Origin of the sequence: Bradyrhizobium sp. 197 (assembly GCF_023073375.1) — a bacterium.
Classification (GTDB): Bacteria; Pseudomonadota; Alphaproteobacteria; order Rhizobiales; family Xanthobacteraceae; genus Bradyrhizobium.
The window spans coordinates 91,303-109,917 of the sequence record NZ_JADPJJ010000138.1; the positions used below are offsets into that span (position 1 = coordinate 91,303).

The following is an 18,615-nucleotide window of genomic DNA, read 5'->3' on the forward strand; positions in this document are numbered from 1 at the left end:
CGCCTCAGATGCAGAGCCCGAGCAGCTTGATGTGACAGCCGCCAGATTTGGGCTTGCTTGCAGGAGCGGCCTCACGTTTCACGGCGACCAGCGGCTCCTTGTCCTTCTTGCCTTTGCCCTTCGGCTCGTAGTCGCCGGCGATCACCATCGCCCAGTAGGTACGCTTGCCGCTGGCGGTTTTCGCGTTCGCGATCCCGACGCGGGAGGCGTTGTGCAGCAAGAGATTCTTGCGGTGTCCGGACGAGTCGATCCACTGGCCCAGCGTCTTCTCGAAATTGTCGTAGCCGTAGGCGATGTTCTCGGCGGCGCGGCCTGCGCCGGCCGGCGCGACGCGGCGATTGAACGGACCGAGGGCGTCGTGACTGAGGTCGTCCTTCGCCGCCATCGCGCGCGCCTGGTCCATGGCGATGCGGTCGAGGGTCGAATCCCGCACGACGCGGACCTCACCATGCTTGAGGCGGAAGCTCGAGATTTGATCGGTTGGGGATTCGGCCATTGCGGGCGTGGTGGCGAGCAGCAGAAGGCCAGCGATCAGGCTGCCAACCACACGATGCATCATCGTTCCCCGAGTACCCATGACCCCGTCAGCCCCTCCCGCCAAGCCCGAATTCTCCGATCGCTTCTCTATCGCCAATGTGGGCGCTTCAAGGCGGGTCCACCGTGCTAGCCCGCCGGCAGGTCCGCCTCGAAATTGAAGCGATCGCGCAGGTTCTTGCGCTGCTCCAGGATGTCCTTGAGGAAGGCGCGGTCCTGGTCGTTCTTCATCATCGGCTCGATCAGGTCGAGCTGGTTCATGGCGACCAGTTGCAGGATCTCGGTGCGCGGCTTGCCGCCGGCATCGCGGGGCAGTGCGTGCACGATTTGGATGTGTTCCGGCGGCTTTGGGCCCTTGGCGGCGGCGAGCTCGTCCCGCAATTGGCGTTCAAGGTTGGACTGATCAGCTTCAACGAAGGCATAGAGCCCGACACCGGAGCGGCGGTCGGCAAAGGCGACGATGGCGGTGTCGCGCACGGCGGGATTCTTGCGGATCAGCTCCGCCAGCAGCGGCGCGTCGTTGACGAGCCGGCGGCCGCCGCCTTCGCGGTCGGTGAAGTTGAAGAGGCCGCGTGTGATTGCCCGATAGACCTTCTTGCCGGTGGCGAGCCAGAGGCTGGCGGCGAACGACTTCTTCGCCAGGATTTTTCGCTCCCGCGGCGTCAGCGCGTCAGGTGCATAGGAGCGCTTGTGCTTGAGCAGATGCCGCAGGTCTTCATAGGCCAGGACGCGATAGAGCCGACCACGTCGGTTGAAGCAGGCCGCAAGCTGGAAGTCGGTCACGTAGGCAAGCCCGTCGCGGCCGACCAGCCAGTTCTGTTCCTTGGCAAGATCGTTGTGGCAGATGCCGGCGCGGCGCAGCCGGCGCAGCGCTGCTTTGGCCGAGCGGAAATAGGCGAGGTCGCCGTGCGGTTTGGCCAGATGCAGCGCAACGCCGTCGACGAAGCTGCGCGCCAGCGCGCGGCGTCCGGCCCACAATAGCTCGGGCCCGACGTTCAGCCCCTTGGCGAGCACCAGCGCATGCTTCTCTCGGGCGAACAGATGGCGCGCCAGCAAGAACGACCACCACGGTACTTCATCCAGCCGGCGCAGCACCGCGTCGACTTCGCTGTTATCGCCACGGAAGCGCCCGCGCTCGACGGTCGAGAACACGTCGCGCTTGAGCAGAACGCCCTCGGTCCAGCGCGCCGAGAGTATTGCGGCGTCGTCTTTGGGAAGTCGAAAACTCATGCCGCGGCGGCAATGCGCAGGTGATCGGCGATCCAGCGATCGAGATCGGCGAGCGCCAGCGCGCTCATCGCCTGCTTCTTGGCCACGGTCTTTTCGTTCCCGCGCAGCCGGCTTCCGTCTGGCTTTTTCGTCGGTGCGCTGGCGAGCGGGGGGAATAGGCCGAAATTGATGTTCATCGGCTGGAACGAGCGCGTGCCGGGCTCGATGGTCTCGATATGGCCGCCCGTGATGTGGCCGAGCAGGGATCCAAGCGCGGTGGTGCCCGGCGGGCTCGCAAGTGTCTCGCCGCGCGCATCCGCGGCCGCATAGAGGCCGGCGATCAGGCCGACGCTGGCGGATTCCACATAGCCCTCGCAGCCCGTCATCTGGCCGGCAAAACGCAGCCGCGGCTGCGCGCGCAGGCGCAACTGGCCGTCGAGCAGCTTTGGCGAGTTGAGGAAGGTGTTGCGATGCAGGCCGCCGAGGCGGGCGAATTCGGCCTTTTCCAGCCCCGGAATGGTGCGGAAGATGCGCTGCTGCTCCCCGTATTTCAGCTTCGTCTGAAAGCCGACGATGTTGTAGAGCGTGCCGAGCTTGTTGTCCTGGCGCAGCTGCACGATTGCGTAGGCTTTGGTGGTGGGATCGTGCGGATTGGTGAGACCGACCGGCTTCATCGGCCCGTGGCGCAAGGTTTCGGGGCCGCGTTCCGCCATCACCTCGATCGGCAGGCAGCCGTCGAAATAGGGCGTGTTGGTTTCCCATTCCTTGAACTCGGTCTTCTCGCCGGCGACCAGCGCGGCGACGAAGCCGTCATACTGCTCCTTGGTCATCGGGCAGTTGATGTAGTCGGCACCGGTGCCGCCGGGACCGACCTTGTCGTAGCGCGACTGGAACCATGCTGCCGACATGTCGATGGATTCGCGGTGCACGATCGGCGCGATGGCGTCGAAGAAGGCGAGCGCGTTCTCGTCGGTCAGCTCGCGGATGGCTTCGGCCAGCGGCGCCGAGGTGAGGGGACCAGTCGCAACGATGACGTTGCTCCACTCGGCCGGCGGCAGGCCTGCAACCTCGTCGCGGGCGATCTCGATCAGGGGGTGGTCGTTGAGCGCCTTGGTAACGGCGGCGGAGAAGCCGTCGCGGTCGACCGCCAGCGCGCCACCGGCGGGCACCTGGTTGGCGTCGGCCGCACGCATGATCAGCGAGTCGAGGCGGCGCATCTCGGCATGAAGCAGGCCGACGGCATTGTTGGCGGCATCATCCGAGCGGAACGAGTTGGAGCAGACGAGCTCGGCAAGTCCGTCGGTGCGGTGTGCCTCGGTCATGCGAGTCGGCCGCATCTCGTGCAGCACCACGGGCACGCCGGATTTGGCCACCTGCCAGGCGGCTTCGGAGCCGGCAAGGCCTGCGCCGATGACGTGCACGGAATTGGATTGGGGTCCTGTCATGGGGCGGACAGGTAGCGCTTTTCGGCGACGAGTGGAATCGCCGAGATCGAGTTTTCTGCCACCGGATGCGACAACGCCCGCACGAGGCGGGCGCTATCGGTTTGTCCGGTGAAGGGCTGAACGATATCAGCCCTGATACTGACCGGCGGCAACGCGCGCGATGTCCGAGCGATCGAGGCCGATATCGGCCAATTCGCGATCGCTGAGCTGGGACAACTCGGCAACATTGCGCTGATAGTCCCGGAAAGCCTGGATCATGCGGATGAGCGAGAGCAGCATTGGTAGTCTCCTGTAGTTTGATTCAGCCCTTGCCCGGGCGTCATCGTTGAAATGAATATAGGTGAGAGTGGTGCAGTGCGAAAGTTCCGATGTTGCGATGCAGCTAAGCGGTATGTGCATGGCTCTGGTAACGGACGATTAACCCGGAGGCACTGCCGCCCAAAGGGTAGGCGCAACGGGGGCGTGAGCGCTATAAATGACCGTGAATTCACGGAGTTACCGCGGATATCCGGGTTCCCATTGGAGACGAAATAAGGTTCGTTTCATTCGTTTGCAAGGCGATTGTCTAGCTCCTGCACCCAACTCTCGCATGCGCGAATCGCATGAGAGCAAAAATAGTAAAAATGAATTTAAATTCAATTTTATGGGCGCGAGCGGCCACGTTTCGACGGGCGCAGGGTTAGCGATTCGCTTGGTTCCGAGCTGGGCGGATCGACGTGACGGCGGCTGCAAGGCAGACGATCCAATCCAGCCTCGGTTCACAGCTCCAACCGCCCCCATGGTGCAATGCACACACGCTGAACGTGTGGTCTTCATTACGAGGGTGTAATGAAAATCAGAAGTTTCGCATGCGGCTCTGCGTGGTGCGCAACATCACGCAATTCTCGCGGGGAATTTATTGCGTCATGTTGCCGCGCCCGGAGGAAAGTCATGTCGCAGATTCCGGCAATGTCGCTGGGTCTGTCCCAAGAACAAGAGAAGGAAAGTAACATCATGACGAAGTTACTCGGGGTTATCGCAATTGCCGCCGTCGCATTCGCCGTCGCGCCGGCCCAGGCCGCCAAGCACGCCATGGGCGGCTGCAGCTCGGCCAATCTGGAGAAGACCGAGACCGCGATCGAGGCCATGCCCGATGGCGACGGCAAGATGGTCGCGCAGAAGGAGATCGCGGCCGCGCAGGACTCGCTGCTCAACAGCAAAATGGGTGCGTGCGGCGCCCATCTGAACAAGGCGATGCACGCCACCATGGGCAAATAAGAAACTTCGAAAACGCACCAGGAGAGGGCCGGTCGCCGGGCGATCGGCCCTACGCTTGGCCAGCAAACATTTAAGGGGCGCGTGCCAGCTGGGTGGCGAAATGGGCGACGGTCTTGGAATAGACCTCGCTCTTATTCCACTGCTGGAGCACCGCAAAATTCGGGGCGCCAGGCTGCCAGTCCTTGCCGCGCTGCCAGCCATAACCAGCGAGATAGTTCGCGGTGGAGGCGAGCACGTCGGGGGCGTTGTGCAGGAGATCGCGCTTGCCGTTGCCGTCGAAATCGACGGCATATTTCATCCAGGAGGACGGCATGAACTGGGTCTGGCCGAGCTCGCCGGCCCAGGCGCCCTTCATGTCGGCCGGTGCCAGGTCGCCGCGCTGGACGATGCGCAGCGCATCCAACAGCTCGGCGCGAAACTGCTCGGCGCGCCGGCAGTCATAGGCCAGCGTCGCCAGTGAGCGGATGGTCGCGAACTTGCCGGTGTTGACGCCGAAATCGGTCTCGAGACCCCAGATCGCGACCAGCACCTCGCCAGGCACGCCGTAGGTCTGCTCGATGCGCGACAGCACCGAGCCGTATTGCTTCATCATGTTGGAGCCGCGCGTCATGCGCGGCGGCACCATGCGGCCGGAAAACTCCTCGAAGGTCTGGGTGAAGACCTTTTGCGAGCGGTCGCGGTTGAGCACGCTCTGATCGAGCGTGACGCCGGTGAGGCCGGCGGAAATGGCCTGTTGCGAGACGCCTTTGGCCGCGGCGTCGGTTTTGAAGTCCGCAAGCCAGGCGTCGAAATTGCCAGAGCCGCAGGCAACAGCGGCGAGCGCTGGCTGGGCGGATAGGATTGACGCGGAGATGAGAAAGGCTGCGAGGGCGAGACGAGAAATCGTCGGGGTCATTCGAGTCAATTAAGTCCGTGAAGTGGTCTGACCGGCGGGCGCAATTTCGGTGGTAACCGCGGCCAAAGCAAGGCGTATGACAGTGTGCGATCCTGCCCGGACCGGGGCAGGATCGCATGTCACGATATCGTCAGGCGTCGGTCCGATTGCGCCAGGGGAAGAGGTTGGCGGGGAAGTCGGCGGCCGGCTTGCGCGGACGATGCGGCGGAGGCGGCGCCGGACGCGCGCCCGGATCCGACACGATCACCTTCCGGTAGAGATGCCAGGTGGCATGGCCGAGCAGGGGGATCACCACGGCAAGGCCGAGGAAGGCTGGAATGGTGCCCAGCGCCAGCAGGACCGCCACGATCAGGCCCCAGGCCGCCATCGGCACCGGGTTCTTCGCGACCACGCGCAGCGACGTCACCATCGCCTCGAACGCGCCGGCATGGCGGTCGAGCATCAACGGGAACGACACGGCGCTGATACAGAGCGCGGCAAGGGCGAACAGGAAGCCGGTGCCGCAGCCGACCACGATCAGCCACCAGCCTTGCGGGCTCGTGAGAACACGCGTCAGAAAATCCGAGATCCCGGATGCGCCTTCATAGCCGAACGCCGCGACGTAGATCGCCTGCGCGGTCGCAACCCAGGTCACGAACAGGGCGAGCAACAGCGCGCCGAGACCGAGCATGGCGCCGAAGGAGGGCGAACGCAGCACCTCCATGGCATCCCAGGCGCTGGCCTCCTCATAGCGTTCGCGCCGGCTGGAGAGCTCGTAGAGACCGAGTGCGGCGAACGGGCCGATCAGGGCGAAGCCCGCGGCCAGCGGGAACAACAGCGGCAGCACCGAATAACCCATCACCACGCGGGCGAGCACGAGGCCCAGCACAGGATAGATCACGCAGAGGATGATGGCGTGGCTCGGGACCGCCTTGAAATCTTCCCAGCCGCGCTTGAGCGCATCGTGCAGATCGGAGAGTTGGATGGTTCGGATCACCGGTCCAGCCGCTTCCGCGGTCTGGGCCATGGTGGGGACATTGCCCCGGTAAAGTGTGGCCATGGTCGCTTGCTCCTTAGGCGGCCGAATCCGGCGCCGGCAAACGGCGCAAGCGGCCGCTCTTCTCTGAGTTTCGCGATCCCGACCAGACGCGAATTCCGGATGGCACCGCGAGCTGAACGTCAAGGCTACGCCCATTTGCGAGTCCTGTCCCTCACGCTTGGGTGAGATTCGATGTCGCAGTGCAACCTCGACAATGTCATACGGTCGTCATTTCGCCGCAGATAAGCTGATGCTGCGTGTTGGTTCGCCGAACTTCGCGGGCGCAACGACGTAACTTGGTCTATAAGTGCCACTCAAGGCCCTTCCAACGGATCCTTTTCGGGGAGCAGACATGAGCATTTTCGGGAAAATCATGGGCGCGATCTTCGGCAGCAGTCATGCTTCCGCCGCGCCCGCAGGCAGCGCACCGTCGGGCACCGCGCCCGCTAGCGCCGCGCCTGGCGGATCGGCGCCTGCTGCCTCGCCCGGGGCGACAGTGGACGTCGCTTCGATCGTCGATGCGGCGGTCGCCGCGCACAAGGGCGAGAAGCTGGAATGGCGCACCTCGATCGTCGACCTGATGAAGGCGCTCGATATCGATTCCAGCCTCGCTGCGCGCAAGGACCTCGCCAAGGAGCTCGGCTACAGCGGCGACACCAATGATTCCGCGAGCATGAACGTCTGGCTGCACAAGCAGGTGATGTCCAAGCTCGCCGCCAATGGCGGCAAGCTGCCGCCTGAAATCAAGCACTGACCGACCCTCGGTCGTCAGCCAAGGGCCCGCGATCTCGCGGGCCCTTTTGCCGATTCAGGCGACGAGATCGGCATCCTCCGGATGCCTCTCGAGATAATCGACGACGAAGCCGCAACCGGCGATCACCTTATTGCCGTCGCGGCGGATCAGTTCCAGCGTGCCCTTGACCAGCTCGGACGCGATGCCGCGGCCGCGCAACGCGAGCGGCGTCTCGGTGTGGGTGATGATCACCGCCGACGGCGTCAGCCGGTAATTGGCGAAGGCGATTTCGCTGCCGACATCGAGTTCGAAGCGGCTTCTGTCCTTGTTGTCGCGTACCGATGGCGCCATGCAAAATCCTTCCGACATGCTGCTTGCCTCTGATCTAGGCGCCTGAACCGGCCCTTGCCAAGGTGCGACCAAGAGAGGTTGCCGCAGGGGAGATATCCGGAAAATGCGTGTCCCGCTCGGCCTGATGGCGCTCCTCGCCGCGCTGATCTCGACGGCGCCGGTGCCGGCTTCGGCCGAAGACGGTCCGGCCTGGAAGGCCTGCGTGGGATCGACCAGCACGCCGGACCAACGGGTCAAGGCCTGCTCGACCGTGATCGACACGAAGAGCGAGAGCGGATCTCGGCTCGCCGGCGCCTATTGCAACCGCGGCCATGGGCTCACCGAGAAGCGCGAGCTCGACGCCGCGCTGTCCGATCTCGACGAGGCGGTCAGGCTCGACCCCGGCTACGCCTGCGCCTACAACAACCGCGGCCGCGTCTACAGTTTCAAGCGCGACTATGATCGCGCCATCGCCGATTACGATCAGGCCATCACGCTCGATCCGTCGCTGGCGCTGGCCTACAGCAATCGCGGCGAGTCGCGTTTCAACAAGGGCGACCTTGACGGTGCCTTCGCCGACTTCAACGCCGCGATCAAGCGTGATCCCAATTACGCAATGGCCTACGCCAATCGCGCGCTGGTGTATTACCGCAAGCACGACATGGCGCATGCGCTCGCCGACTACACCACGCGGATCAAGCTCGCGCCCGATCTGCTTGCCTATATCGACCGGGGCAACGTCTATCGTGACGGTGAGCAGCTCGATCGTGCCGCCGCCGACTATGGCGAGGCGATCCGTGTTGCGCCGACCGACGCGCGCGGCTGGCGCAATCGCGGCATGATCCGGCTCTATCAGGGTGACAGCAAGGGCGGCCTTTCCGACTACGACAAGGCGCTGCAATACGATCCCTCCGACGTGTTCTCGTGGAGCAATCGCGGACAGGCCAAGCTGCGGCTCGGCGACAAGCAGGGCGCGATCGCCGATTTCAGGAAGGCGCTGGAGTTGAAGCCGGGCCTGCCGACGGCGCAGGAACAGCTGAGGAAGCTCGGGGCGCTGTAGCTCTCCGTCATTGCGCGCAATGACGATGCTAGACCTTTACCAGGCCCTGATTGTCCGGATGCTTCAATCGGTCGCTTTGGCGAGCCTGGTATCCTCGGGCTGCGGCTGCGGGCGCAGGCATCCCTGGCAGATGACAAGGGAACGGTTGACCCTGGCGTCCTGCTCGGCCTCGATGCCATCCTGCGCCTGCCACCATTCTTTCGAATAGGGCTGAAGCCCGGCTTGCGACCTGTTGCGCTCGGACCGGACGGCGGTCCGGGTTGGTTCTGAGGCAGCACGCGGCCGATTGGGATTCTCGCCCGCACCATCCCAGCCATAGCGCGCAGGCTTGAAGGCGGGATCGGAGGCCAGATGTGCCTGCGGGCCCACGGCACACCCGGCAAGCGCCAGCGACAACAGGAGGAGGGCGGGCGCTTTGACCATGATGCGGCACTCTGTACACAAGAACTGAACGAGGTTGCGCCGATCATATTTAAAATTTCCTGAACGGTTGGATGGGCTGCGCTGCGACTCGCGGCCTTGCAGGGGCACTGGCTATGGCGATAAATGGGCTGCAATGAGCGGGAGGCTTGCGCGCCGTCCGCTATCGAAGAGGAAGCCCGATGCAGCCCCTGCGCATGTCCCGCCGCGTCATGAATCTCGCTCACATGCTGACCCAGAATGCGCGGCGGCATGGATCGCGTCCCGGGTTCGTCTGGGGTGACAGATCCTGGACCTGGCGCGAGATCGACGCGCAGGTCTCGGCGCTCGCCGCAGCACTCGCCGCGCGCGGCATCGCCAAGGGCGACCGCATCCTGGTTCATTCCAAGAACGGCGACGAGATGTTCTTTTCGATGTTCGCGGCGTTTCGGCTTGGCGCCGTCTGGGTGCCCACCAATTTCCGCCTGATGCCGGACGAGGTCACCTACCTCGCGCATGCCTCCGGCGCGAAGGCGTTTCTGTGCCACGTCGATTTTCCCGAGCAAGCCGCGGCCGTGAAGGGCGGGGCGCTCGAATTCACCTGGAGCATTGACGGCAAGGCCACGTTCGGTGAGCGCTCGGTTGCCGACGCCATCGCCTCGCAGGCAAGTCACGTCGTCGAGAACGTTGCCGTCGAGCATGACGATCCCTGCTGGTTCTTCTTTACATCGGGGACCACCGGCCGCTCCAAGGCGGCGGTGCTGACTCATGGCCAGATGGGCTTTGTCGTCACCAACCATCTCGCCGATCTCACGCCCGGCGTCACCGAAGCGGACGCCTCGCTGGTGGTTGCGCCGCTATCGCATGGCGCCGGCGTGCATCAGCTGGTTCAGACCGCGCGCGGCGTATGCACTGTGCTGCTGCCGACGGAGAAATTCGACATCGACGAGGCGTTTCGCCTGATCGAGGCGCATCACGTCAGCAATCTCTTTGTCGTTCCGACCATTCTGAAGATGATGGTCGAGCATCCCGCCGCCGACAAATACGATCATTCCTCGCTGCGCCAGGTGATCTATGCCGGTGCGCCGATGTATCGCGAGGACCAGAAGGCTGCCCTGAAGAAGCTTGGCAAGGTCATCGTGCAGTATTTTGGTCTGGGCGAGGTCACCGGCAACATCACGGTGCTGCCGGCGGCGCTGCATGATCCCGAGGACGGCCCGCACGCGAAGATCGGCACCTGCGGCTTCGAACGCACCGGCATGCAGGTCTCGATCCAGGACGACGAGGGCCGCGAGCTCGGCGCCAACCAGAGCGGCGAGATCTGCGTGATCGGCCCTGCGGTGCTTGCCGGCTATTACGACAACCCCGAGGCCAACGCGAAGGCGTTCCGCAACGGATGGTTCCGCACCGGCGATCTCGGTCACATGGACGAGGAAGGGTTCGTCTACATCACGGGACGCGCCTCGGACATGTACATCTCCGGCGGCTCCAACATCTATCCGCGCGAGATCGAGGAGAAGATATTGACCCATCCTTGCGTCGGCGAGGTTGCGGTGCTCGGCGTGCCCGACGCGACCTGGGGCGAGGTCGGCGTTGCCGTCTGCGTGGCGCGCGAAGGCGAGAAGCCGGTGAGCGAAGCGGAGATGGCGGCGTTCCTTTCGCCAAAAGTGCCGCGCTACAAGATGCCGAAGCGGTTCTTCTTCTGGGAGGCCTTGCCGAAATCCGGCTATGGCAAGATTCCGAAGCGCATGGTGCGCGACGAGCTCGAGGCGCGCGGGCTGCTCGATCTCGACAAGACACAGGCGGGCTGAGCGTACGCGATGCGGAGTATCAAGCAGCCAGGCGCACCCGTCGCAGAGCGTATCCAATGGGTCGAGGCGAGGGGACGCGCTTTCTCCTTCACGATACAAGCAGGTCTGCCGCTGCTGGAAGCCGCGCGCCGCGGTTTTGCCGCAGAGGGATTTGCCGGCGGCGTGCTGAGTTTTGGCAGCTGCGCGCTGGGGCCTTTCGCCTATGTCATGCCCGCGCTGTCGAAGACCAGCGAGAACGCCGCGTTCTACAGCGAGACCTTCAGGCCCAGCGGCGTGACGCGCACGAAGCTCGGCAGCATGACGCTGGGCCTGCGCGATGGCGCGCCGTTCTTTCATTGTCACGGTCTTTGGACGGAGGCCGATGGTGGTCGCGCCAGTGGCGGCCACATGCTCCCGGACGAGACTGATGTCGCCGAGCCGTTTGAGGTCGAGGCCTTCGGTGTCGATGGTGCAATGTTCACCGCCGAGCCCGATCCCGAGACCAACTTCAAGCTGTTCGGGCCGGTCGTAGCCGCGAGCACCGGCGTGCGCACGGTCAGCCGCGCTTTCGCGATGCGGCTGCGCCCCAATCAGGATTTTGCGGGCTGTCTCGAAGACTTCTGCCGTGCGCACGACATCGTGCGTGCGAAGCTCCATGGCGGCGTCGGCTCGACCATCGGCGCGCACTTCACCCATGGCGGCGTGACCGAGCCGTTCGCGACCGAGCTTGCGATAACGGCCGGTGCGATTGCGCCCGGCTCCACCGGCGCGCTCGAAGCTGCGCTCGATGTCGCCCTGATCGACTACACCGGCGGCATCGCCGAGGGCCGCCTGGTCCGCGGCGACAATCCGGTGCTGATGACCATGGAGCTGGTGCTGGAAGCGCTGGAGTAATGAGCGACCGGCGCCTGAGCTCGCAATGACGGAGTGGAGGCAACTGCATTCTCCACTCTCGTGTCCCGGACGCGACGCAGCGCGTAGCGGTGCGGTGCAGAGCCGGGACCCAGTAAGCCGCACGGACGGATTGCTGATGCATGGGCCCCCGGCTCTGCACCGCACCGCTGAAGTAGCGCCGCGTCCGGGGCACGGGAGCAAAATCCATCTTCGTATTTCAATCCACATAGTCCGCGCGGTTTCCCGTTCTCGCGGCACATCGTGCCCGAGCTTTGCGGCAGTTGCCGCCCCCAAAAGTGCCGAGGGCGCAGGGAAGGCCGGGCGCCGGCTGGCACCAGCGGTCCACTGTGCGAAAGTTGCGTTACGAAAGGTGCACAGCGGCATACAGGTGAAGCCAAACGACCGGCCTTCCCTGCGCAGTGGTTTTACGGCTTATGTCGTGCTCTCCCCGGGGAGCGATGCACTATTGCCCCCGTCGCCTTGCAGATGGCTGATGTTGCAGACCCGGTCGGGCCGTCACATCACCACAAGATTTGGCGCACAGACCCCGGGCGCCAGGACCACACGATTTTGCCGTACGCGGGCTGCACCGGTCGTGTGCGCGCGGATCGCTGCTCACGGAGTGATCCGCCCTGCAACCACCCTCTCGCCGACGCCGCCCGCGTCCACCACGTCCCATCCCGCGTTCGTGACGATCGCGATCCGCCCCTCGGCCGGGTTGGGACGGATTTCTATACGATAATCCGAAATACGGATAAAGAGAAATATTTTGACGCGATAGCGTTGACCTTGCGGTGGGGTGTTTTGCCCGCCGGGCGGCGCAAGAGGTTGTGGGTTGCGTATATCTTCGCCGCAACGCCGCCATGTACCGGTCTCCCCTCGGCCCCAAAATGAGCTAGGATGATCGCAGCGCGCCTCAAGTCGCGCACGATCAACGAGACGTATGAGGGAACGAGATGAGGGTGACGATTGGACGGCGCACGCTGTTGGTGGCGGCGCTGACGGCGGCGGGAGCGGCGGCTTTGACGGCGGCGTTTGCGCCGGCCTGGGCCCACGGTCCGACCCGGCAGAAGGTGCGCGAATCCATCGAGATCAACGCCGCCCCGGCCAAGGTCTGGGCCGCGATGGGGAATTTCCAGGACATGAGCTGGCTGCCGCCGGTCACCAAGACCGAGGGCGAGAAGGGCAACGAGATCGGCGCCACCCGGAAGCTGACGCTGACGGGAGGAGCGATCGTCGACGAGGAGCTCTACAAGTTCGACGCCGCCGCCATGACCTATTCTTACCGGATCACCAATGTGGACGTGAAGGTGCTGCCGGTGACCAATTATTCCTCGACGCTGACGGTGACGCCGAGCGCCGACGGCAAGGGCTCGACGCTGGAATGGGCCGGCGCGTTCTACCGCGGTTTCCCCAACAACGAGCCGCCGCCGGAGCTGAGTGACGCGGCCGCGGTCAAGGCGGTGAAGGGGCTGTATCAGGCCGGCCTCGAGTCGCTGAAGAAGAAGATCGAGAGCGGAAGCTGACCGTGCGGGCGCTGGTCCTGGCGGCGCTGGCCGCCGGCCTTTGCCTTGCGCACGCATCCGCCGAAGAGGCGTTCGTCACCAACCAGCTCAGCGACGATCTGATGGTCGTGGACCTCGCCACGGCGCGCAGCGTGGCAACCATCCCGATCGGCGGCAAGCCGGCCGGCGTCGCCGTCAGCGCGGACGGACGCTTTGCCTATGTGACGAGCCCGGATGCCAAGGCCGTGACGGTGGTGGACGCAGCAACGCGGCAGGTTGCGGGGCGGATCGAGGTCGGCGGCGGGCCGCTCGGCATTGCCGTCGCGCCTGATGGCCGGACCGTCTATGTCGCGGACTGGTATGCGGCGGCGGTGCGGGTGATCGACGCGGCAACGCGCAGCGTCACGGCCAGCATTGCGGTCGGCGCCTCGCCCTCGGGGCTCGCGGTGACGCCTGATGGCAAGCTGCTGCTCTCGGCCGACCGTGACGACGACAGCGTCTCGGTGGTGGACACCGCGACGCGCGCGCGCAAGGCGACCATCAAGGTCGGCACGCGTCCGTTCGGCGTCAGCATCGATGCCGAGGGCAAGCGCGCCTACACCGCCAATGTCGGCTCCAACGACGTCTCCGTGATCGATATCGCAGAAGCGCGCGAAATCGGGCGCGTGCCGGTCGGGATGCGACCCTATGCGGTGGCGCTGACGCTGGGCCGCGGCTTCGTCACCGACCAATATGGCGGCACGGTCAGCGTGTTCGATGTTGCGACGCTGAAGCCGGTGAAGCGCATCAATGTCGGCGACTATCCCGAAGGCATCGCCGCGACCGCGGACGGCAAGCGAATCATCGTCGCCTGCTGGGAGAGCAACACGCTCAGCATCATCGACGCGGCCGAGCTGAAGGTGATCGGCGAGGTCAAGACCGGCGACGGCCCGCGCGCGTTCGGGGCGTTCTTGCGCAGGACGGAGTAGAGGATTGATGTGCACGCTCGTCAGGGCTACGGCACTGGAGACAACGTTCGCACGACCTCATCCATCCGCTCAAACACATGATCCGGCGCCAGCGCCCGCAGCGCCGCCGGCGCCGCATAACCCCAGCACACCGCACCGCAGGCAATCCCGACGGCCCGCGCCGCCTCGATGTCACGCACCTCGTCGCCGATCGAGATGACCTTGTCCGGCTCCACGCCGGCGCGGCGGATGACCCGGCGGAATTTCGCGGCCTTGCCGAACAGCGACGCCGCGCAGTCGAAATGCGCGAACAGCGCGGCGGAATCGCCAAGCTTCTCGCGCGCATTGGCCTCGCTGTCCGACGTCACCAGCGCGAGTTGCACACCATTTTTGGCCAGCGTCCGCAGCATCGCCTCGACGCCCGCAAACAGAAAGATCTCCGCCGCCGCCTCCGCCTTTAGCCGCCGCGCATGCCGCGCGATCGCCGGCAGCTTCCACAGTGGTACCTCGAGCCGAGCCAGAATCTCGCGGCTCGAAGCATGCCGCAGAGCCTCGATATCCTCATCCGCGACACGGCGAAATTTGAAGCGATCGGCGACATCGTTGATGACGCGCAGGAACCACGGAAAGCTGTCGGCCAGCGTGCCGTCGAGATCGAAGATGGCGAGGGAGTAGGGCATGGGAGACGGGTTTTGGAGTTCGCTGACAAGCCAAATGTCGCGTGCTATAGTACGGAACAGTTCGAGGACAGCCATGCGGCACGAGCGGATTGAAATCAACCCGGCGATCATGGACGGCAAACCTGTCATCCGTGGGACGCGTGTGCCGGTTGAACTCGTGCTGCGCGAGCTGGGCGGGGGGATGACCACCGAGGCGATCATCGCGGAGCACCCGCGGCTGACAGCCGCTGACGTGCGGGCGGCGCAGGCCTTTGCGGCCGACTATCTGGCCGACGAAGACATTATTTATCGCTGAATCGTGCTCTGGCTCGCGGACGAATGCGTTACAGTCTCTTTGGTTCGAGAGCTCCGCGGTGCCGGTCACGACGTGCTCTATATCGCCGAGTTTGCTGCCAGTCTGAGCGATGTAGATGTCATTGCGCTGGCGTCCCAGGAGGGACGTCTTCTCCTCACGGCTGACAAGGATTTTGGCGAGCTTGTCTTTCGTCGCGGCCACGCCGTTCCAGGCTTGATCTTGCTGCGTATCGGTCCAGAGAACGGGCCGCTCGTGAAAGCGCGGCTGCTGGAGGCCATAGATCAGTTCGGCCCGGGACTGTTCGGCCGATATGTCGTGATTGACGAGGTTCGTTTCCGATCCCGTCCCCTCTAGCGCCGCGGAGACCGTCGATCATCCCAACCTATTCGAGGCCAGGGAGATCACTCCGCCGCCTCGCTCGCCGCTCGTCTCCGCTTCGGCTTCCGCGCCTTCGCCAGCACCGGGGCCAGAAACTTGCCGGTGTAGCTCCGCGGCGCTTTCGCGATATCTTCCGGGGGGCCCCAGGCGACGATTTCGCCGCCGCCGTCGCCGCCTTCGGGGCCGAGGTCGATGACCCAGTCGGCGGTCTTGATGACTTCGAGATTGTGCTCGATCACCACCACCGTGTTGCCCTGCGCGACCAGCTCGTGCAGCACCTCCAGCAGCTTCTTGACGTCGTGGAAGTGCAGCCCGGTGGTCGGCTCGTCCAGGATGTAGAGCGTGCGGCCGGTGGCGCGCTTTGACAGCTCCTTTGCGAGCTTGACGCGCTGGGCTTCGCCGCCGGAGAGCGTTGTGGCCTGCTGGCCGACGTGGATGTAGTCGAGGCCGACGCGATGCAGGGTCTGGAACGTCTCGCGCACGCGCGGGACCGCCTTGAAGAACTCGGCCGCTTCCTCGACGGTCATGTCGAGCACGTCGGCGATGCTCTTGCCCTTGAACAGGACTTCGAGCGTTTCGCGGTTGTAGCGCTTGCCCTTGCAGACGTCGCAGGTGACGTAGACATCGGGCAGGAAGTGCATCTCGATCTTGATGACGCCGTCGCCCTGGCAGGCCTCACAGCGGCCGCCCTTGACGTTGAAGGAGAAGCGGCCGGGCTCGTAGCCGCGCGCCTTGGACTCCGGGAGGCCGGCGAACCACTCGCGGATCGGCGTGAAGGCGCCGGTATAAGTCGCGGGGTTGGAGCGCGGCGTGCGGCCGATCGGCGACTGGTCGATGTCGATGATCTTGTCGATGTGCTCGAGGCCCTCGATGCGGTCGTGCGGGGCGGCGCCCTCGCTGGCATTGTTCAGCTTGCGGGCGATGGCCTTGTAGACCGTGTCGATGAGGAGCGTCGACTTGCCGCCGCCGGAGACGCCGGTGACGCAGGTGAACAGGCCGAGCGGAATTTCGGCCGTGACGTTCTTGAGATTATTGCCGCGCGCATTCACCACCTTGATGGTGCGGCGATGGTTCGGCGGACGCCGCTCCGGCACCTCGACCTCGAGCTCGCCGGTGAGATATTTGCCGGTGAGCGATTTCGGGTTGCGCATGATCTCGGCCGGCGTGCCTTCGGCGATGATGTTGCCGCCATGCATGCCGGCACCGGGGCCGATGTCGAGGACGTAGTCGGCCAGGAGGATCGCGTCCTCGTCGTGCTCGACCACGATCACGGTATTGCCGAGGTCGCGAAGCCGCTTCAGCGTGTCGAGCAGGCGCGCGTTGTCGCGCTGGTGCAGGCCGATCGAGGGCTCGTCCAGCACGTAGAGCACGCCGGTCAGTCCCGAGCCGATCTGCGAGGCCAGGCGGATGCGTTGGCTCTCGCCGCCGGACAGCGTACCGGAGGCGCGGGACAGCGTGAGATAGTTCAGGCCGACGTCGAGCAGGAAGGTCAGGCGCTCGCGAATCTCTTTCAGGATGCGGCCGGCGATCTCGTTCTGCTGCGCGTTCAACGCCTCCGGCACGGTCTCGAACCACGCGCCGGCGCCCTTGACCGACATCTCCGAGATGTCACCGATGTGCTTGCCGCCGATCTTGACGCAGAGCGCCTCGGGCTTGAGCCGAAAGCCGTTGCAGCCTCCACAAGGCACATCGTGGAAATATTTCGACAGCTCCTCGCGCGCCCACTCGCTCTCGGTCTCGCGATAGCGGCGGTTGATGTTGGTGATGACGCCCTCGAACGGTTTCTTGGTGTCGTAGGAGCGGACGCCGTCTTCATACGAGAACTTGATCTCGTCCTCGCCGGAGCCGTGGAGGATCGCGTTCTGCGTCTTCTTCGGCAGATCCTTCCATTTGGTGGTCAGCGTGAACTTGTAGTGCTTGCCGAGCGCAGTCAGCGTCTGAATGTAATAGGGCGAGGAGGACTTGGCCCAGGGCGCGATCGCGCCCTTGCCAATGGGGAGCTCCTTGTCGGGGATGACGAGGTCTTCATCGACATGCTGCTCGACGCCGAGGCCGCCGCAGGCGGGGCAGGCGCCATAGGGATTGTTGAAGGAGAAGAGTCTGGGCTCGATCTCGGGGATGGTGAAGCCGGAGACTGGGCAGGCGAACTTTTCCGAGAACAGCATGCGCTCGGGTCCGCTCTTGTCGTGGATCTTTGCGGTCTTCTTTTTCTCTTTCTCTTCCGCGGGCGCGGTCGCCGGCGCGTCGGCGAACTCGATGACGGCGAGGCCCTCGGCGAGTTTCAGCGCGGTCTCAAAGCTTTCGGCGAGGCGCTGGCCGATGTCGGCGCGCACCACGATGCGGTCGACGACGACGTCGATGTCATGCGGGAATTTCTTGTCGAGGGTCGGCGCCTCGCTGAGCTCATGGAAGGTGCCGTCGATCTTGACGCGCTGAAAGCCCTTCTTGAGCCATTCGGCGAGCTCTTTCCGGTACTCGCCCTTGCGGCCGCGCACGACCGGCGCGAGCAGATAGAGGCGCGTGCCCTCGGGGAGCGCCAAGACGCGATCGACCATCTGCGAGACGGTCTGGCTCTCGATCGGAAGGCCTGTGGCCGGCGAATAGGGCACGCCGACGCGCGCCCATAACAGGCGCATGTAGTCGTAGATTTCGGTGACGGTGCCCACGGTGGAGCGCGGGTTCTTCGACGTCGTCTTCTGCTCGATCGAGATCGCAGGCGACAGGCCGTCGATCTGGTCGACGTCGGGCTTCTGCATCATCTCCAGGAACTGGCGGGCATAGGCCGACAGCGATTCGACGTAGCGGCGCTGGCCCTCGGCGTAGATGGTGTCGAACGCGAGCGAGGATTTGCCGGAGCCTGACAGCCCCGTGAACACCACCAGCTTGTCGCGGGGAATCTCGACGTCGATGTTCTTGAGGTTGTGCTCGCGCGCGCCACGGATCGTAATTGCGCGCAGGTTTGATCCCACGTTCGGCAGTTGGCGCTTCGCCTTGATCACTTCATCCATCCTGGTGGTCCTCAAGAATCCCAAAGGCGCGCGATCGCGCCAACGCTGGAAGGCGCGCTTCGCCCGGAACCGGGATCGGCGCCGATGGGTATGTCAGCGAACGTAGGAAGAACGAGGAGGGATTTCCAGTGGCCTTTGCGAATCGTCAACGGATTGTTGGCGCGCTGGCGGCATCTGGCAGCAGGAGGGCCAGCGGAACTACGCTGCAGGAGACCGCGCAAACAAAAAGGCCGGCGCA

General features: G+C 64.6%; 19 protein-coding genes. 9 read left to right on the forward strand and 10 right to left on the reverse strand.

Annotated elements, in window-relative coordinates; translation table 11 throughout:
- Positions 1-4 precede the first annotated feature (4 nt).
- The 4 genes from IVB27_RS30780 to IVB27_RS30795 all read right to left on the reverse strand — a co-directional run bounded on the left by IVB27_RS30780 (position 5) and on the right by IVB27_RS30795 (position 3,467).
- Complete coding sequence (locus tag IVB27_RS30780; protein ID WP_247446621.1) at positions 5-556, reverse strand: CAP domain-containing protein; 552 nt, start codon at positions 554-556, stop codon at positions 5-7.
- Positions 557-663: 107 nt separating this feature from the next.
- Positions 664-1,764 carry a serine/threonine protein kinase gene (locus IVB27_RS30785; RefSeq protein WP_247446622.1) on the reverse strand — a complete coding sequence of 367 codons (1,101 nt, stop codon included), beginning with the start codon at positions 1,762-1,764 and terminating at the stop codon, positions 664-666.
- Positions 1,761-3,188: a methylenetetrahydrofolate--tRNA-(uracil(54)-C(5))-methyltransferase (FADH(2)-oxidizing) TrmFO gene (gene trmFO / locus IVB27_RS30790; protein ID WP_247349144.1), complete on the reverse strand. Its 1,428-nt coding sequence runs from the start codon at positions 3,186-3,188 to the stop codon at positions 1,761-1,763. The genes IVB27_RS30785 and trmFO overlap by 4 nt, the downstream gene beginning before the upstream one ends.
- 126 nt (positions 3,189-3,314) lie before the next feature.
- Positions 3,315-3,467 carry a DUF1127 domain-containing protein gene (locus tag IVB27_RS30795; protein ID WP_247349143.1) on the reverse strand — a complete coding sequence of 51 codons (153 nt, stop codon included), beginning with the start codon at positions 3,465-3,467 and terminating at the stop codon, positions 3,315-3,317.
- Positions 3,468-4,118: 651 nt separating this feature from the next.
- On the opposite strand from IVB27_RS30795, the gene IVB27_RS30800 reads away from it, so the two are divergent.
- On the forward strand, positions 4,119-4,445 hold the full coding sequence (locus IVB27_RS30800; RefSeq protein WP_247446623.1) for a hypothetical protein: 327 nt from the start codon (positions 4,119-4,121) through the stop codon (positions 4,443-4,445).
- A 70-nt stretch (positions 4,446-4,515) separates the two neighbouring features.
- Here IVB27_RS30800 and IVB27_RS30805 read toward each other — a convergent pair whose 3' ends face one another.
- Together IVB27_RS30805 and IVB27_RS30810 are read right to left on the reverse strand one after the other, a co-directional pair.
- Positions 4,516-5,340 (reverse strand): lytic murein transglycosylase, encoded by an 825-nt coding sequence (locus IVB27_RS30805; protein WP_247446624.1) that lies wholly within the window; start codon positions 5,338-5,340, stop codon positions 4,516-4,518.
- 130 nt (positions 5,341-5,470) lie between these two features.
- Positions 5,471-6,379, reverse strand: coding sequence for a DUF2189 domain-containing protein (locus tag IVB27_RS30810; RefSeq protein ID WP_247446625.1), 909 nt, complete (start codon positions 6,377-6,379; stop codon positions 5,471-5,473).
- 331 nt (positions 6,380-6,710) lie between these two features.
- Between IVB27_RS30810 and IVB27_RS30815 the strand changes: the two genes are divergently transcribed.
- On the forward strand, positions 6,711-7,112 hold the full coding sequence (locus IVB27_RS30815) for a DUF3597 domain-containing protein (protein WP_247349138.1): 402 nt from the start codon (positions 6,711-6,713) through the stop codon (positions 7,110-7,112).
- 54 nt (positions 7,113-7,166) lie between these two features.
- On the opposite strand, the gene IVB27_RS30820 is transcribed toward IVB27_RS30815, so the two are convergent.
- The gene (locus IVB27_RS30820) at positions 7,167-7,442 is read right to left on the reverse strand and encodes a GNAT family N-acetyltransferase (protein WP_247349137.1); all 276 of its coding nucleotides are present in this window, start codon (positions 7,440-7,442) and stop codon (positions 7,167-7,169) included.
- Between the two features lie 103 nt (positions 7,443-7,545).
- Between IVB27_RS30820 and IVB27_RS30825 the strand changes: the two genes are divergently transcribed.
- Entirely contained in the window at positions 7,546-8,481 is a 936-nt protein-coding gene (locus IVB27_RS30825) for a tetratricopeptide repeat protein (RefSeq protein ID WP_247446626.1), read from the forward strand.
- Positions 8,482-8,544: 63 nt separating this feature from the next.
- Here the strand turns inward: IVB27_RS30825 and IVB27_RS30830 are convergent, their stop codons facing one another.
- A complete protein-coding gene (locus tag IVB27_RS30830) occupies positions 8,545-8,904 on the reverse strand; it encodes a hypothetical protein (protein ID WP_247446627.1) in 360 nt (119 codons plus the stop codon).
- Between the two features lie 179 nt (positions 8,905-9,083).
- Between IVB27_RS30830 and IVB27_RS30835 the strand changes: the two genes are divergently transcribed.
- The 4 genes from IVB27_RS30835 to IVB27_RS30850 all read left to right on the forward strand — a co-directional run bounded on the left by IVB27_RS30835 (position 9,084) and on the right by IVB27_RS30850 (position 14,037).
- Entirely contained in the window at positions 9,084-10,691 is a 1,608-nt protein-coding gene (locus tag IVB27_RS30835) for an acyl-CoA synthetase (protein WP_247446628.1), read from the forward strand.
- 9 nt (positions 10,692-10,700) lie between these two features.
- Positions 10,701-11,564, forward strand: a complete 864-nt coding sequence (locus IVB27_RS30840; RefSeq protein WP_247446629.1) for a PCC domain-containing protein — start codon at positions 10,701-10,703, stop codon at positions 11,562-11,564.
- A 956-nt stretch (positions 11,565-12,520) separates the two neighbouring features.
- Entirely contained in the window at positions 12,521-13,090 is a 570-nt protein-coding gene (locus tag IVB27_RS30845) for an SRPBCC family protein (RefSeq protein ID WP_247446630.1), read from the forward strand.
- Positions 13,091-13,092: 2 nt separating this feature from the next.
- Entirely contained in the window at positions 13,093-14,037 is a 945-nt protein-coding gene (locus IVB27_RS30850; protein ID WP_247446631.1) for a YVTN family beta-propeller repeat protein, read from the forward strand.
- A 26-nt stretch (positions 14,038-14,063) separates the two neighbouring features.
- Here the strand turns inward: IVB27_RS30850 and IVB27_RS30855 are convergent, their stop codons facing one another.
- The gene (locus IVB27_RS30855; RefSeq protein WP_247446632.1) at positions 14,064-14,696 is read right to left on the reverse strand and encodes an HAD-IA family hydrolase; all 633 of its coding nucleotides are present in this window, start codon (positions 14,694-14,696) and stop codon (positions 14,064-14,066) included.
- A 73-nt stretch (positions 14,697-14,769) separates the two neighbouring features.
- Between IVB27_RS30855 and IVB27_RS30860 the strand changes: the two genes are divergently transcribed.
- Together IVB27_RS30860 and IVB27_RS30865 are read left to right on the forward strand one after the other, a co-directional pair.
- Complete coding sequence (locus tag IVB27_RS30860; protein ID WP_247349129.1) at positions 14,770-14,991, forward strand: DUF433 domain-containing protein; 222 nt, start codon at positions 14,770-14,772, stop codon at positions 14,989-14,991.
- 3 nt (positions 14,992-14,994) lie between these two features.
- Positions 14,995-15,345 carry a DUF5615 family PIN-like protein gene (locus IVB27_RS30865; RefSeq protein ID WP_247446633.1) on the forward strand — a complete coding sequence of 117 codons (351 nt, stop codon included), beginning with the start codon at positions 14,995-14,997 and terminating at the stop codon, positions 15,343-15,345.
- 47 nt (positions 15,346-15,392) lie between these two features.
- On the opposite strand, the gene uvrA is transcribed toward IVB27_RS30865, so the two are convergent.
- A complete protein-coding gene (gene uvrA / locus IVB27_RS30870) occupies positions 15,393-18,377 on the reverse strand; it encodes an excinuclease ABC subunit UvrA (RefSeq protein WP_247446634.1) in 2,985 nt (994 codons plus the stop codon).
- Positions 18,378-18,615 lie beyond the last annotated feature (238 nt).